A 15,208-nucleotide genomic window follows, 5' to 3' on the forward strand; every position below is an offset into this window, starting at 1 on the left:
GGATTTTCTCCCGGCGTTCAGGCCTCTAGCCCAGGAGACCGATCCATGATCACGTTCGTGCGGAAGCCAGAGACGGTCGTCACGACCGAAAAAACCGAGGAAAGCCGCTTCGACCGCATCCGCAGGATTGCCGCCGACAAGCACAAGAAATCCGACTCCGACACGGCAACGCCAGCAAAGAGCGAGCCCAAACGCCCGATGTAAGGCTCTGCGGCTCGTACGCCACTACTTTCCGCTCAACCTCAGCACCACGTCGCGTGTCAGCGGCGCGAGTTCGATGCCGTCGGTCGCTTGCGGGTCCAGCCAGATCATCTCCTCGATTTCGGCGGCCGGCATCGGCTGGCTCTCGATCGGCTGTGCGGCAAAAGTGAGCGCGAACAATTCCGCTTCGACCGTGTAATCCGGCTCATTGGCCGCCTTAGCCGAAAACAGGCCGAGCCGGGCGGCGATGCGGGGGTCGATCACCAATCCGAGTTCCTCGCGCAATTCGCGCACCAGGGCATCGACCGGTTCCTCGTCCGGCTCGATCTTGCCGCCGGGTTGCATGAAGGCGTTGGTATCGCGCTTGCGCACCAGCAGCAATTTGCCCGACGCATCCGTGATCACAGCTGCGGCAATCCTGATCTTGCGGCTTTCGGAGGGGATGGAATTCACGCTAGTATCATCCGTGGTCGTTTGGTGCGGAGCTTGCCAGATTTTGGCAGGCGACCGAGACGAAACCGCGATTCTCGATAGGGAGACAAGTTCATGTTTGCGGCCAAGGCCATCGACACGTCGGACAAGGCCGCGTTCTACCGTGACCTCGCCACCCAGCTTAAGGCGCTGCTCGAGGGCGAGCGCGATTCGATCGCCAACGCCGCCAACACCGCGGCGCTGATCTTCCAGATGGTGCCGGACCTCAACTGGGCGGGGTTCTATTTCCTGCAGTCGGACGAGGAAATGGTGCTCGGACCGTTCCAGGGCAAGCCGGCCTGTGTGCGCATCGCCGTCGGCAAGGGCGTGTGCGGAACCGCGGTCGAACTCGGCACCTCGATGCTGATCAAGGACGTGCATGATTTTCCCGGCCACATCGCCTGCGACGCCGATTCGCGCTCGGAACTGGTCGTGCTGCTCGAGGACGATGACGGCGTCTTCGGCGTGCTCGATCTCGACAGCCCGCTGCCCGCCCGCTTCGACAAGGCCGACCAGGCCGGCATCGAGACGCTGGCGGCGATCTATGCCGCGGCGAGTTCCTTCGAGGATTAGTTCCTCGATCCAGCATCCGCCGTCGAGTTCCTTCGCGCCCCCCTCTGTCCTGCCGGACATCTCCCCCACAAGGAGGGAGACCGGGCAGCTGTGACGCCGGCTCTCGCTTGCAACGCTGAAAATTGGCGATATCGGTCGCGGCATCCAATCTCCCCACCTGTGGGGGAGATGTCCGGCAGGACAGAGGAGGGCGCCGTGGAGCGCTACCTTTGAACCCTCAGACGAACTTCACCAGCATCAGGCTGAAGCAGCCGATGAACAGGAAGGCCGAGAAGGCGAGCGCCAGCGGGCGCAGGCCGCGGGAGCGCAGCTGCGAAATGTCGGCCTGCAGGCCCATGGCGGCCAGCCCCATGGTCAGCATGATGGTGGTGGCGAGCGCCATGGCGGATTTCACCTCGGCAGGCACCGTGACCAGGCTGTTCAGCGCCACGACGGCGACGAAGGCGGCGACGAACCACGGCATGGGAGGCCGCGCGGCTGTCTGATCGCCGCTCTTGCGGCGCGCCATCAGGCCGAGTGCGACGACCATCGGCGCCAGCATGGCGACGCGGGTCAGCTTGGCGACGGTGGCGATCTCGCCGGACTGGGTGCCGTTCTGGAAACCAGCGCCGATGACTTGCGCCACCTCATGGATCGAGGCGCCAGCCCACAGGCCGAAAGCGTGCTGGTCGAGGCCGAGCATGGGCGCCATAAGCGGGAAGCCGAGCATGGCGATGGTGCCGAACAAGGTGATCGAGGCGACGGCGTAGGTGACGTCCTCGTCGCGCGCATCGGTGACGATGTTGGTGGCGACGATGGCCGAGGCGCCGCAGATCGAGGTGCCGGCGGCGATCAACTGCGCCAGCTTGGCGTCGACGCCGATTAGCCGGCCGAGCATGATGGTGAAAACGAAGGTGGCGCCAAGCGTCGCCGCGACAATGCCGACGCCGCCGGCGCCGATCGACACAACTTGTCCAAGCGTCAGCTGGAATCCGAGCAGCACGATGGCGAAGCGCAAGAGCCGGCGCTGCGAAAACGCGATGCCGGCCTTGGCATGGGCGGGCGTGCCGAGCACGTTGGAGTAGATCATGCCGGCGACCACCGCGAGGATCATCGGGCTGAACAAAGCGAAGCCGGAGACGTTGCGGGCCGAGAAGGCGACGGCAGTGATCATCGCGACAAGGACGATGCCGGGGACGATGCCATTCCAGTTGAGGGATCTTCGCCCTTGCGTCAGATCGGCAGGAAACGCTTTTCGGAATATCGTTCGCGAAGTGGGAAACGGAAGACAATGCAATGCTCCAGACGGGTACGCTGGGAGAATGTCATTCCTACACCGATCTTTCCAACGAATTATTCTCGTTAGAACGATCGATTTTTACGAATGATTCCTCGGACGCTGGCAGTGCAAACGCCTGACGGCGTGGCGATCCTCCTATCCCTCGACGCCGGGGATCAGCAGGCAGATGTAGCGCCAGCAGATCCGCCGCGCCCGTTCCAGGTCCTCCTCTTCATATTCGCCGGCACTCTGCCAGAAGAAGCCGTCGATCAGCGCGGCGATGCCGTCGACGGTGTCGTCGACCTGGTCGGCCGGAACCAGCCGCTTGACGGCATAGCGGATGTTGGAAACGAAGCGCGCGCCGGTCAGGTGGTAGAGATGCTTGATGCGCGGCTCGGTCTGCGCTGCGATCATGAACTGCATCCAGGTCACGGCGCGCTTGGGCACGCCGAGGTGCTGCGGTGCGAAGGAGCCGTCGACGATCGCCTTCAGCCGTTGCGCCGGCGTCGGATCGGCAGGCGCCAGCTTCAGAATATCCTGGCGAAACAGGTTCGACAGGTTGCGCATGGCCAGCGCCATCAGCTCTTCCTTGCTGTCGAAATAATGGTTGACCAAACCGGCCGACATGCCGGCGCGCCGTGCGATCACCGCCATCGTGGCGCCGGACATGCCTTCCTCGCCGACGACGGCAATCGCGGCGTCGACCAGCTCGTCGCGGCGCATCGCCTTGATTGATCGTTTTGCCATTGCAATGCCTTCTCGTTTGTATATTGATTGGCCATTCAATACATTATATCGTCATTCAATCCAAGCCGGAGTTCACATGCCCAGCGTCGTCATTTCCGGGGTCAGAACGGTCGAAACCCACTGGATCCCGCTTGCCGACGGCCGCAAGCTGGCCGCCCGTCTGTTCCTGCCTGATGACGCCGAGAAAAACCCCGTTCCGGTAATCCTCGAATACATACCGTATCGCCGCCGCGACGGCACGCGCACCGGCGACGACGAGATGCATCTTTTCTTCGCCGGGCATGGCTATGCCTGCGCGCGTGTCGACATTTCCGGTGCCGGCGATTCCGACGGCCTGCTCGACGACGAATATGTCAAACGCGAGCAGGATGACGGGCTGGAGATCCTGGCGCATCTGTGCGCGCAGCCCTGGTGCACCGGCGTCGCCGGCATGATCGGCATCAGCTGGGGTGGATTCTCAGGCCTGCAGCTGGCGGCGCGTCGACCGCCGCAGCTGAAGGCGGTCATCACGGCGTGCTCGACCGACGACCGCTATGCCTGCGACGCGCATTACAATGGCGGCCTCGTGATCAACGACAATTTCGGCTGGGGCGGGGCGCTGTTCGGCTATTCGGCACTGCCACCGGACCCGGCCGTCGTCGGCGAGGATCGCTGGCGGCAGATGTGGAGAGACCGCCTCGACGACCACAAGAACCATGCCGCCGAGTGGCTGAAGCACCAGCGCCGCGATGCGTTCTGGAAGCAGGGCTCGGTCTGCGAGGATTTCTCCGCGATCGAGTGCGCGGTGCTGGCCGTCGGCGGCTATCTCGACGGCTATACGCAGACCATCTTCAACCTGGTCGAGAATCTCGAGGCACCGGCCAAGGGCCTTTGCGGTCCCTGGGGCCACAAGGAGCCGAACAGCGGCGTGCCGGGACCGGCAATCGGCTATCTGCAGGAATGCATCCGCTGGTACGATCATTGGCTGAAGGGGATCGACAATGGCGCTGACAGCGATCCCGATATGCGCCTCTATCTGATGGACTATGCCAGGCCGCATTCGCACATCGACGCCCGGCCGGGCCGCTGGCTCGGCTTCCCGCAATGGCCGGCAAAACAGATCGGCGGCAAGGCTTATTGGCTGAACGGTGACGGCAAACTCGGCGAAACGCAGGGCGCCGGGGCAGGACCGCTGACCATTTCATCGCCGCTCACCACTGGCGTTCAGGGGCAGGAATGGTGCCCCTACGGCCAGGGCCGCATCTCGGCCGAAGGCGCGCGCGACCAGCGTGCGGACGATGGCGGCTCGCTGTGCTTCGACAGCGCGGCGATGGCGGCCGACCTGCCGCTTGCCGGCATCTCGAAAATCAGGCTGCGCGTTGCATCGGACAAACCGCAGGCGCAGATCTGCGTCAGGCTGAACGATGTGGCGCCCGACGGCACCTCGGCCTTCATCACCTTTGCGCTGCTCAATCTGGCGCACCGCGAGAGCCACGAATTCCCGACGCCGCTGACGCCAGGACAGTTCGAGGATGTCGAGCTTGACTTCAAGCCGGTGGCGCAGATCATCCCCGAAGGGCACAGGCTGCGGGTAGCCATTTCGTCCTCCTACTGGCCGATGGCCTGGCCGTCGCCGGAGCGTACCATGCTGACCTTCGACCCGAAGGGCTGCCGGCTCGATCTGTCGCTCCTGGCCAGCGAGGAGGGCCTGGCGCCCGTCGCCTTCGAGGAAGCGCTGTGGGCCGAGCCGGGTCCGGTGACGGTCAAGGAGCCGGCTCGCCAGCTGCGCTCGCTGACGACAGACCTGCCGACCGAGCGCACCGAACTGACGGCGCTGTCCGACGATGGCCGCTTCGTCTTCGAGGAAATCGGCACCGAGATCACCTCCTGGCGCCGCAAGATCTATGGGATATCAGACAACGACCCGACGAGCTGCGTGACGCAAGTGACCTGCCATGAGGAACTGACCCGCCCGGACTGGAACGCGCGCCTCGATTGCGAAATCACCGTCAGCTGCGACCGCGACAGTTTCCACATCAGCGGCTGGCTCAAGGCCTATGAGCGGGGAACGATCTTCGCCGAACGGACTTACGACGAGGTCATTCCACGCGACTGCCTATAATCAACAAACGTGCAGCCAACAAAAAGGGGAACAAAAATGCGCATGAAACTCGACCGCAGAACATTCCTGGCCGGCTCGTCGGCACTGGCGATCCTGCCCTATATCGGCTTTGCGCGGGCGGCCGACAGAACCAACCCGATCATCGCGCTCGATGCCGACATCGGCAATCTCGATCCGGGCAACCGCGTCGGCACCACCGAAGGCAACATCATCCGCTCGGTCTGCCAGACCCTGGTGCGCTTCGAGCCGGGCAAGACCAGCTGGACGAATGACGCGGCCAAGGAGATCAAGCAGATCTCCGACACCGAGTTCGACTTCGAGCTCAACCCCGGCCAGATGTTCACCGGCGGTTTCGGCGAGATGACAGCGGACGACGTCAAATACTCGTTCGACCGCTACATCAATGGCGACAAGAGCGGCAAGAAGCTCGCCTATGCCGACGACATGGAAGCGCTGAAATCGGTCGAGGTGACCGGCAAATACACCGGCAAGCTGATCCTCAAGCATCCATCGGCGGCGCTCTGGCTGATCGGCATCTGCGATGCGTCAGGCGCGATCCTGTCGAAGAAGGCCGTCGAACAACTGGGCGACAAGATCGCCACGACGCTGATCGGATCCGGCCCGATGGTGCTCAAGGAATGGCGCCCGAAGGAGCAGTTCGTGCTCGCCGCCAATCCCGACTACAAGGGACCCTACAAGGCGCATTTCGAGGAGATCACCGGCAAGATCATCCCCGAGCACAAGACCTCCTTCCTGTCCTATCAAGCCAAGGAACTCGACTTCACCGCTTTCGATGCCGACCAGCTCGACACCGCCAAAGGCCTGCCGGACACCAAGGTTATCGACATTCCCGGCATCGACTACACCTGGATCGGCATCAACGTCGAAAAGGGCGATCTTGCCGACATCAAGGTGCGCCAGGCGATCCGCTGGGCAATCGATGTCGATGCCATCATCCAGGGCGCCTATTCCGGCGCCACCTCGCGCGCCAAGACTCTGCTGGCGCCCGGCCTGCTCGGCAATTGGGCCGACGCGCCGCTCTACACCAGGGACGTCGCCAAGGCGCAGGCGCTACTGGCCGAGACCGGCAAGACGGGGCTGACCTTCACCTTCACCTGCCTCAACGACGCGACCTCGCTGGCGGTCGCGCAGATCGCCCAGGCCAATCTCGCCGAGGTCGGCATCACGCTCACCATCAACGCGATGGATTCCGGCGCCTACTGGGCGCTCGGCGCCGACGATGCCAGCAAGGATCTCGAACTGACGCTCATTCCCTACACGTCCAAGTTCGACCCAAGCTTCCAGACGCAATGGTTCCTCGCCAGCCAGATCGGCCTGTGGAACTGGCAGCGCTGGAACAGTCCCGAATTCGACAAGCTCCACCAGGAAGGGCTGGAGACGCTGGACAAGGCCAAGCGCGAGGCGATCTATATCAACATGCAGAAGCTGCTCGATGAATCGGCCTCCTGCATCTGGATCACGCATGGCCGCAACTTCTTCGTCGACGCGGCCTGGCTGAAGCCGATGTTCCTGCCCAATGGCAAGGACTGGCAGTTCGAGTTCTTCGACAAGGCGTGAGGTCAAACCGGTGGACCTGGGAGGGGTGGTTGACCAGATGACCAGATGTGGCGGGCCGGACCCGGAGCGTTCATGACCAGGTCGCAACGGACCGCTGCTTTCATCGCCAGCCGTCTTGCGTCGGTGGTGCTGACCATCGCCGGCGCCACGCTGCTGCTGTTCCTGATGGTGCGCCTGGTGCCGGGGGATTTCACCTCGGTGATGCTCGGCCCGCGAGCGACGCCGGAGCTGCGCGCCCAGATCACCCATGACATGGGTCTCGACCGCAGCATGGTCGAGCAGCTCTGGTTGTTCGCCAGCCGTGCCGCAACCGGCAATTTCGGCGAGGATGTCGTTTCGCACCGGCCGATCCTCGACATCGTGCTCGATGTCATTCCCAACACGCTGGCGCTTGCCTTCAGTGCCCTGGCGCTGGCTCTGGTTGTGGGCATTCCGATCGGCGTCATCGCTGCACTGAAACCGGGCTCTTGGCTCGACAGCGGCCTGGCGTTGCTGTCGATCTCCTTCATCACAACGCCGACCCTGGTGGTCTCGGTGATCCTGTTCCTGATCTTCGCCATCGGTCTGCACTGGCTGCCGGTGGCGGGCGCCGGCAACCCCGGTGACATCATGGACCGGCTGCGGCATCTGATCTTGCCCAGCGTGGCGCTGGCGCTCGGCTGGGTCGGCTATATCTCGCGGCTTGTGCGCGCCGCACTGCTCGACACGCTGGCCGAACTGCATGTGCGCACGCTGCGCGCCTATGGCGTTTCCGAATACCGCATCGTCGGCCTCTACGCGCTGAAGCTCGCCCTGGTGCCGGTGGTGTCCATCCTCGGCATCGGGCTCGGCGACCTGATCGGCAGCTCGGTCGTCGTCGAGATCATCTTCGCCCGCTCCGGCATCGGCAGCCTGATCTTCAATTCGATCGCCCAGCGCAACTACCCCGTCGTGCAGGCTTGTGTGGTGTTCATCGTCGCCTTCTACATCGTCGCCAATCTGGTGGTCGACATGATCAACGCGCTGCTCGACCCGCGCATCGCGGTGGGCCGCGGATGAGCGGACTGGTCGCGACGCTCAAACGCATCTGTTCGGAACGCGACGGCCGGCTTGGGTTGGCCTTCACGTGTCTCATCCTGGTGTTCGCGCTGGTTGGACCGCTGGTCAGCCCCGACCCGAACGCCATCGACATCAAGGCCCGCTTCGCGCCGCCGGGCGTGATGCATCTTCTGGGCACCGACAATCTCGGCCGCGACCTGATGGCGCGCACCTCGGTCGGCACGCGCTATGCGCTGACGCTGGCGGTGATGATCGTCGTCATCTCGTCGGTCATAGGCTCGCTGATCGGCATTGTCGCTGGCATCGCCGGGGGCTGGGTCGACCGGGCGGTGACGGCGGTGTTCGACATCGTCAACGCTTTCCCGCCGCTCATCCTCGCCTTCGCGCTGATCGCGCTCTACGGCAAGGGCTCGGCCACCTTCGTGCTTCTGGTCACCGTCGTCTTCATTCCGCAATTCGGCCGCATGGCGCGCGCCCGCGCCCAGACCTTGCGCACCCTGAGCTTCATCGAGGCCGAACGCATGCTGGCCGTCCATCCCGTCACCATCGTGGTCAGGCACTACCTGCCCAATGTCGCCGGCCCGATCATCGTGCTGGCCAGCATGAACCTGCCTGTGGTGATCGCCTTCGAAGCTTCGCTCTCCTTCCTCGGCTTTGGCGTGCAACCGCCGAAATCGTCGCTCGGCACGCTGATCAAGGACGGCTTCATCTCGATCAACCAGTCCTGGTGGCCGACTGTTGCCGCAGCCCTTGTGCTGGCCATCGCCACGCTCGGCGCCACCTTGCTCGGCGAAGCGCTGCGGCGCGTCATCGACCCGAAGTCGGCGGGGGTGCGCTGATGGCGATTTCGCTGCGCAACCTGTCGGTCGACTACAGCCTGCCGCAAGGCACCGCGCATGCGCTGCGTGGCGTGTCGCTGGACATAGAAAAGGGCGAATTGCTCGGGCTGGTCGGCGAATCCGGCAGCGGAAAATCGACCGTCGCCTTCGCGCTGATGGGCCTGCTCGCCAACAATGCCAAGGTCACCTCGGGTACGGCGACGATCGACGGCAAAAGCTTCGACCTGACGAAGCGCAATGCGACGGCGGCGTTGCGCGGTCGCGGCATGGCGATGATCTTCCAGGACCCGATGATGTCGCTCAATCCAGTGTTCACCATCGGCACGCAGCTGTGCGAAGTGCTGCGCCGGCGCTCACCCGGCAGCGACCGCAAAGCCCGGGTCGGGATGGCCGAAGATGCGCTCGACAAGGTCAAGCTCAGCAACCCGCGGCGGCGGATGAACCAGTATCCGCATGAACTGTCCGGCGGCATGCGCCAGCGCGTCGTGATCGCCATGGCGCTGCTGTCCGAACCGGCGCTGCTGATCGCCGACGAGCCGACGACGGCGCTCGATGTCACCGTCGAGGCGCAGATAATGCGTGAGATCATCGGCCTGCGCGACCGCATCGGCTGCGCGGTGCTTTTGATCACCCACAGCCTCGGCCTGGTCACCGAATATTGCGACAGGCTTTCGGTGCTCTATGCCGGCGAAAGACTGGAAAGCGGCACAGTGAGACAAGTGCAGCGCCAGCCCGGCCATCCCTATACGCGCATGCTGTTCGACTGCGAGGTGCCGATCGACCGCGAGCGCCAAGCCGATGCCTCGGAGAACCGCTTCACGGTGATATCAGGCGACCTGCCGGACCCGCGCCGGCGGCCGCCCGGCTGCATCTTCAACGGACGCTGCGATGTTTCCTTCGACGATTGCGCCGTTATCAACCCCGGCGATTATCCGGTCGGCAACGAGGCCGAGCACAGGGCCCGCTGCCTTCGGTTGGCGACGCCATGACCGACGCGATCTCGATCAGCAATGCGCAACTGCGCTTTGGCGAGACCGCCGCGCTCGACGGCGTGTCGCTGGCCATCCCGCAAGGCACGTGTTTCGGCATCGTCGGCGAATCCGGTTCCGGCAAGACGACGCTGATGCGTGCCGTTCTCGGCCTGCAGAAGCTTGACCAGGGCGAGATTCGCATTCTCGGCAATCCGCTGGTGCACAGCCGTGCGGCGCTCAAGCAACGCGCCAGCTTCATCCAGCCGATCTTCCAGGATCCGGCTGCTTCGCTGTCGCCGCGCAGCCGCATCCGCACGCTGATGAACGAGGTCGGCACGGTGCTGAGGGAACCGCATGCCGCAATGCATGAGCGGCTGCGTGTCATCCTGAACCGGCTTGGCCTGCCGCCAGGTGTCATCGACAAATACCCGCACGAGATTAGCGGCGGCCAGGCGCGGCGCGTGGCGATCGCGCGGGCGTTGCTGATGAAGCCGTCGATCCTGATTGCCGATGAGCCCACCGCCGGTCTCGACGTCTCCGTGCAGGGCGACCTGCTCAATCTGCTGCAGGACATCAGGCGGTCGGACAACATCACGCTGGTGGTCATCAGCCACAATCTGGCGATCGTGCGCCTGATTGCCGAAAACGCCGTCGTCATGCGCGCCGGCAAGGTGGTCGAGGGCGGTGAAGTGGGATCGCTGTTCAAATCACCTCGGGAAGCCTATACGCGCGAATTGCTGGCCGCGTGGCCTGGTGTCACGCAGTCCAAACCGACGGGCTGAAAGCTGGCTAAAGCTGAGCTTCGATGGCGGCCTTGTCGATCACCGACCAGACATGCCTGATCCTGCCGTCGAGAAATTCATAGAAGACGTTCTCGCTGAAGGACACTTTCCGGCCGTTGATGGGCAGGCCAAGGAAGGTTCCGATCGGCGTGCAGTTGAACTGAAGCCGGCTGGCTATGAAGGGCGTGTCCGAGATCAGCAGCTGGATGTCGAAATAGAGGTCCGGAATCTCCGAAAAATCCCGCTCCAGCACCTTGCGATACCCGGCCAGTCCGATCCGGTCGCCATTGTAATGCACCTCGTCATGAACGAACCGGTGCAGGTGCCGCCAATCCTGATTGTTGAGGCAAGCGATGTAGCCGAGATAGGTGTCGGTAAGATCGGTGTCGGTCACGGCGATTGCTCCGGTGCTGATGCCTGGTCTCGAACCTGTGGTTCGCGCGAACAGGAAGATAGAACGACCGACGATTCATTCCAGATGGGTTGCGCTCTATCGGCGGCAACGCAGAGGACGGCCGGCAGCCGCCAGCCGACCTCCGGGTCACGCCCGGCTAGAACATACCGCGATCGTTGCTGCGCTGGTCGTCTTCCACCAGATGCGGCTGATAGATTCCCGCTCGCGCCGTTCGCCGCCAGGGCCGGGCCGGGTCTGCCGGATTGTTGTCGATATCGGCGACGGAAATCGCGGCGGTTCCATCGGCTGGACATTGCGCCGCCCAGCGGCCACCGGGGGCAACGATCCCCGAAGGCGCGGTCAGGCTGTGTTGCGCGGGGAGAGAGAAACTCGCCCAGTAATTGTTGCTTGCCGCGTGTCCCTGCATCTCGACGGCGAAGGCCGGACCATCGGCGGCAGTGATTGTCGAGAACAGGACGCAGTCGACATCTAGCCTCTCATAGTCGATGAAAATCTCGGGAAAGTGCGCTTCCATGCCGAGCGTGCAGCCGAAGCGGAGCCCGTCGACCTCGAACGTCATGGGGATCGAACCCGGCGTGTACATGAAGGAGATCTTGGTGTTCGACAGCATGCGCTCGTCATAGCGCGTCACCAGCTCGCCGCGATCGGAGACGACATAGAGGCTGTTGTGCGGCCGACGCGGTCCGCTCAGCCGATGCACCGAACCGAAGACCGTCCACAGCCCAAGCTCGCGCGCAAGCGCTGTCGTCGCCTCCAGTTCCTCGCGCAGGACAGCCCATTCGAACCGGCTCCAATCGGCCGGCCCGATATTTTCGCGGCCGCTGGCCGACATGATGCGCTTGTTCGGGGAGCAGGTCGCGCCCTCGGGAAAGTGCAGCAGTCTGGCGCCCGCCTGCCGGGCCTCCTGCATCAGGCGTCGCATCTCCAGCCCGCTGTCGCGCAGCTTGCCGATGTCGTGCGGGTCGTCATGGACGGTGCTTTGCGCCACGGCCAATCGCACCGATCTCACTTCGGGCGCCGGATCATCCGGCGCACCGCGGTGAAAATGCCTGAGAGCAGCCGTATAGGACTCGCCTGTCCTGGCAGCGCGAGCCCGCACACGACGTTTGAAATTTGTATTTTGCGTCATTGTCATGGCCTTTCACGTCCCGGATGGCGTTCCCCAGCAACCACATCCGAAACGGTCGGACCAAGACAGCGGCCTGAGACTGGAAAGCCCCTTTGCCTCCGTTGAAAGGCCGTGCTGGGGACGGTCCCTGGAGGTTCGGCGCAGGCCACGCCGTGGAGAATGATGCCGATGCTGTCCTGCTTCGTCAACCGGGCAGGCAACCGATGCTGACCGGTCGAAAGGCTCACACCTAATCCCGGTAGCGCAGCGCGTCGACCAGCAGCGAGAAGGCTGGCGTCGCCTGCCGGCGGCTGGGGTAATAGAGATGGTAGCCGGGGAAGGGCGCGCACCAGTCGGCGAGCACCCGCACCAGCCGGCCGTCGGCCAGATAGGCTGTCACCTGGTCGTCGGGCATATAGGCGAGCCCCAATCCGGCGAGCACGGCATTCATGCGCAGTGCGGCTGTGTTGAACACCAGCTGGCCTTCGACCCGCACCTTCAGCTCGCGCCCGGCCTTCTCGAACTCCCACGCATAGAGCCCGCCATAGGTCGGCAGCCGCAGATTGATGCAATTGTGGTCGGTCAGGCCCTGCGGCACGCGTGGTTTTGGCCGCGTGGCGAAATAGGCCGGCGACCCGACCACCGCCATGCGCATATCGGGGCCGATGCGCACAGCGATCATGTCGCGTGCCACCTGTTCGCCCAGCCGCACGCCGGCATCATAGCGCTCGGCAACGATGTCGGTCAGGCCGTAATCGACGATGATCTCTATCCTGATGTCGGGATAGTCCGGCAGCAGCCTTGATATCGCCGGCCACAGGATCGCATCGGCGGCATGCTCGCCGGCGGTGATGCGGATGGTGCCGGCGGGTTTTTCGCGCAAGGCGCTGAGCGCCGTGAGCTCGGTCTCGATCTCGTCGAGCCTCGGCCCGACGGTGCGCTGCAGCCGCTCGCCGGCTTCGGTCGGCGAGACGCTGCGCGTGGTGCGGGTCAGAAGCCTGACGCCCAGCCGCTCCTCCAGCGTGCGAACTGTGTGGCTGAGCGCCGATTGGGAAACGCCGAGCTTGGCCGCCGCCCTGGTGAAGCTTTCCTCGCGCGCGACGGCGAGGAAGGCGGTCAGCTCGTTCAGATTGTCTCGCGGCATTCATGAGCCCTTCTCATAAGTACATGCCGGTTATAGCAGCTAATCATGGGCAATCGCAGGCCCTAAATTGGCATCACAAGATCGGGCGGCCCAAAGCTGGGCGGCCTTGAAGCCAATGGCCGCGTCGGGCCCGGCGTGGAAAAGGAACAAAACCATGGATATCAAGCGAAGCGGTTCTCAAGCCTCCGGCAAGGGACCGGGCGACTGGTTCACCGGCACGGTGCGCATCGACCCGCTGTTCCAAGCCATCGCACCGGCCCGCGCGGCCGGCAACGCCGTCACCTTCGAGCCCGGCGCGCGCACCGCATGGCACACCCATCCGCTCGGCCAGTTGCTGATCGTCACCGCCGGCTGCGGCCGCGTGCAGCGCGAGGGCGGCCCGGTCGAGGAAATCCGGCCCGGCGACGTGGTTCGCTTCGAGCCGGGCGAGAAGCACTGGCATGGCGCGGCACCCACCACCGCCATGACCCACATCGCCATCCAGGAAGCGCTCGACGGCAAGGCGGTCGACTGGATGGAGCCCGTCAGCGACGCGCAGTACCAGGCCTGATCGCCGGAGCCAGCAGAATGTCCACGCCCGCACCGCACAAGACGGCCATCCTGGCGATTATCCTCGTCAGCTACGTGATGATCGTGCTCGACACCTCGATCGTGCTCACCGGCCTGCCGAAGATCCATCAAAGCCTGGGCTTCACGGATGCCGGGCTGGCATGGGTGCAGAGCGCCTATACCTTGACCTTCGGCGGCTTCCTGCTGCTGGGGGCACGGGCGGGCGACATTCTGGGCCGTAGGCTGATGCTCATCGTCGGGCTCGCCCTGTTCACGCTCGCCTCGCTGGCGATCGGTGCTGCGCAATCAGCGGCCTGGATGATCAGCGCGCGGGCCATCCAGGGCCTTGGCGCCGCCATCCTGGCGCCGTCGACGCTGGCGCTCCTGCAGACCACCTTCGCCGAGGGCTCCGAACGCACCCGCGCCGTGTCCTACTACAGCGCCGTGGCCGGTGTGGCGGCAAGCGTCGGCCTGGTGCTGGGCGGCGTGCTTGCCGACTGGATCTCCTGGCGCGTCGGCTTCTTCATCAATCTCCCTATCGGCATCGCGATGATCATCGCCGCACGCCGCACCATCGTGGAAACCGAGCAGCGTGCTGGCCAGCTCGACATCGTCGGCGCACTGACCTCGACCGTTGGCATGACGGCCCTTGTCTACGGCTTTATCCGTTCGGCCGACACTGGCTGGGCAAACGCCGGGACGATCGCGTCGCTGGCGGGCGCCGTGCTGCTGCTTGGCGTCTTCGTCGTCAACGAGTGGAACGCGAAGCAGCCGATCATGCCGCTGCGACTGTTTGCCAGCCGCGAGCGCGCTGGCGCATACGCCGCCCGTATCCTGTTCCTGGGCGCCATGATCGGCTTCTTTTTCTTCACCACGCAGTATCTGCAAGGGGTACTCAACTACAGGGCATCGCTGACCGGCATGGCCTTCCTGCCGATGACGATGGTCAATTTCGCCGTGGCGATGGTCGTGCCGCAGCTGACCCGCAGGTTCGGCAACGGCCGGCTGCTCGCCTGCGGCCTCACGCTCTGCCTCGCGGGCATGGTGTGGCTGAGCCGCGCCTCGTTCGATACTTCCTACCTAACCAGTGTGGCGTTGCCCATGGTGCTGATCGGCGCGGGACAAGGCATGGCGCTCAGCCCGCTCACCACATCGGGCATTGCCGGCGTCGCACCCCAGGATGCCGGCGCCGCCTCGGGCGTCGTTAACGTCGCTCATCAGCTCGGCAATTCGCTTGGCCTCGGCGTGCTTGTTGCAGTGGCGGCGGTGGGCGCCGGCGCGCTCGATGGCCGGGAGCTGCTCGCCTACCGCGTCGGCACCGCGCTCACCGCCGGCTCCGCCATGCTGGCATTCGCGCTGCTGATCGTCTGCGCGCTGATCGTGCGGCCCCGCAAGTCGGCGCAAGCGGTTGCGAGCGGCGCGAACGCCTGAGT

15 protein-coding genes and 1 pseudogene are annotated in these 15,208 nt (G+C 64.4%); 10 read left to right on the forward strand and 6 right to left on the reverse strand.

What is annotated here, in order from left to right; translation table 11 throughout:
• The first annotated feature begins 45 nt into the window (after positions 1-45).
• On the forward strand, positions 46-204 hold the full coding sequence (locus C8D77_RS37500) for a hypothetical protein (protein ID WP_164482308.1): 159 nt from the start codon (positions 46-48) through the stop codon (positions 202-204).
• Positions 205-225: 21 nt separating this feature from the next.
• Here C8D77_RS37500 and C8D77_RS06440 read toward each other — a convergent pair whose 3' ends face one another.
• A complete protein-coding gene (locus C8D77_RS06440) occupies positions 226-654 on the reverse strand; it encodes an NUDIX hydrolase (RefSeq protein ID WP_109660341.1) in 429 nt (142 codons plus the stop codon).
• 93 nt (positions 655-747) lie between these two features.
• Between C8D77_RS06440 and C8D77_RS06445 the strand changes: the two genes are divergently transcribed.
• The gene (locus C8D77_RS06445; RefSeq protein ID WP_109660343.1) at positions 748-1,245 is read left to right on the forward strand and encodes a GAF domain-containing protein; all 498 of its coding nucleotides are present in this window, start codon (positions 748-750) and stop codon (positions 1,243-1,245) included.
• 217 nt (positions 1,246-1,462) lie between these two features.
• Here the strand turns inward: C8D77_RS06445 and C8D77_RS06450 are convergent.
• A pseudogene (locus tag C8D77_RS06450) lies at positions 1,463-2,516 on the reverse strand (YeiH family protein).
• A 143-nt stretch (positions 2,517-2,659) separates the two neighbouring features.
• A complete protein-coding gene (gene betI / locus C8D77_RS06455) occupies positions 2,660-3,250 on the reverse strand; it encodes a transcriptional regulator BetI (RefSeq protein WP_109661354.1) in 591 nt (196 codons plus the stop codon).
• A gap of 76 nt (positions 3,251-3,326) precedes the next feature.
• On the opposite strand from betI, the gene C8D77_RS06460 reads away from it, so the two are divergent.
• The 6 genes from C8D77_RS06460 to C8D77_RS06485 all read left to right on the forward strand — a co-directional run bounded on the left by C8D77_RS06460 (position 3,327) and on the right by C8D77_RS06485 (position 10,559).
• Positions 3,327-5,351 (forward strand): CocE/NonD family hydrolase, encoded by a 2,025-nt coding sequence (locus C8D77_RS06460; protein WP_170136675.1) that lies wholly within the window; start codon positions 3,327-3,329, stop codon positions 5,349-5,351.
• A 36-nt stretch (positions 5,352-5,387) separates the two neighbouring features.
• Complete coding sequence (locus C8D77_RS06465) at positions 5,388-6,929, forward strand: ABC transporter substrate-binding protein (RefSeq protein WP_109660347.1); 1,542 nt, start codon at positions 5,388-5,390, stop codon at positions 6,927-6,929.
• 72 nt (positions 6,930-7,001) lie between these two features.
• Positions 7,002-7,967: an ABC transporter permease gene (locus C8D77_RS06470; RefSeq protein ID WP_164757555.1), complete on the forward strand. Its 966-nt coding sequence runs from the start codon at positions 7,002-7,004 to the stop codon at positions 7,965-7,967.
• On the forward strand, positions 7,964-8,806 hold the full coding sequence (locus tag C8D77_RS06475; protein WP_109660351.1) for an ABC transporter permease: 843 nt from the start codon (positions 7,964-7,966) through the stop codon (positions 8,804-8,806). Before C8D77_RS06470 ends, C8D77_RS06475 begins: the two co-directional genes overlap by 4 nt.
• On the forward strand, positions 8,806-9,795 hold the full coding sequence (locus tag C8D77_RS06480; RefSeq protein WP_109660354.1) for an ABC transporter ATP-binding protein: 990 nt from the start codon (positions 8,806-8,808) through the stop codon (positions 9,793-9,795). Before C8D77_RS06475 ends, C8D77_RS06480 begins: the two co-directional genes overlap by 1 nt.
• On the forward strand, positions 9,792-10,559 hold the full coding sequence (locus C8D77_RS06485; protein WP_109660356.1) for an ABC transporter ATP-binding protein: 768 nt from the start codon (positions 9,792-9,794) through the stop codon (positions 10,557-10,559). The genes C8D77_RS06480 and C8D77_RS06485 overlap by 4 nt, the downstream gene beginning before the upstream one ends.
• A gap of 7 nt (positions 10,560-10,566) precedes the next feature.
• Here the strand turns inward: C8D77_RS06485 and C8D77_RS06490 are convergent, their stop codons facing one another.
• From C8D77_RS06490 to C8D77_RS06500, 3 genes are all read right to left on the reverse strand, one after another.
• Positions 10,567-10,953 (reverse strand): ester cyclase, encoded by a 387-nt coding sequence (locus tag C8D77_RS06490; protein ID WP_109660358.1) that lies wholly within the window; start codon positions 10,951-10,953, stop codon positions 10,567-10,569.
• Between the two features lie 157 nt (positions 10,954-11,110).
• Positions 11,111-12,103: a carbon-nitrogen hydrolase family protein gene (locus C8D77_RS06495; protein WP_109660360.1), complete on the reverse strand. Its 993-nt coding sequence runs from the start codon at positions 12,101-12,103 to the stop codon at positions 11,111-11,113.
• A gap of 229 nt (positions 12,104-12,332) precedes the next feature.
• The gene (locus C8D77_RS06500) at positions 12,333-13,226 is read right to left on the reverse strand and encodes a LysR family transcriptional regulator (protein ID WP_109660362.1); all 894 of its coding nucleotides are present in this window, start codon (positions 13,224-13,226) and stop codon (positions 12,333-12,335) included.
• Between the two features lie 154 nt (positions 13,227-13,380).
• Between C8D77_RS06500 and C8D77_RS06505 the strand changes: the two genes are divergently transcribed.
• Together C8D77_RS06505 and C8D77_RS06510 are read left to right on the forward strand one after the other, a co-directional pair.
• The gene (locus C8D77_RS06505; protein ID WP_109661356.1) at positions 13,381-13,776 is read left to right on the forward strand and encodes a (R)-mandelonitrile lyase; all 396 of its coding nucleotides are present in this window, start codon (positions 13,381-13,383) and stop codon (positions 13,774-13,776) included.
• Positions 13,777-13,793: 17 nt separating this feature from the next.
• Positions 13,794-15,206: an MFS transporter gene (locus tag C8D77_RS06510; protein ID WP_109660364.1), complete on the forward strand. Its 1,413-nt coding sequence runs from the start codon at positions 13,794-13,796 to the stop codon at positions 15,204-15,206.
• Positions 15,207-15,208 lie beyond the last annotated feature (2 nt).

The sequence above is a fragment of the Mesorhizobium loti genome (assembly GCF_003148495.1).
Classification (GTDB): Bacteria; Pseudomonadota; Alphaproteobacteria; order Rhizobiales; family Rhizobiaceae; genus Mesorhizobium; species Mesorhizobium loti.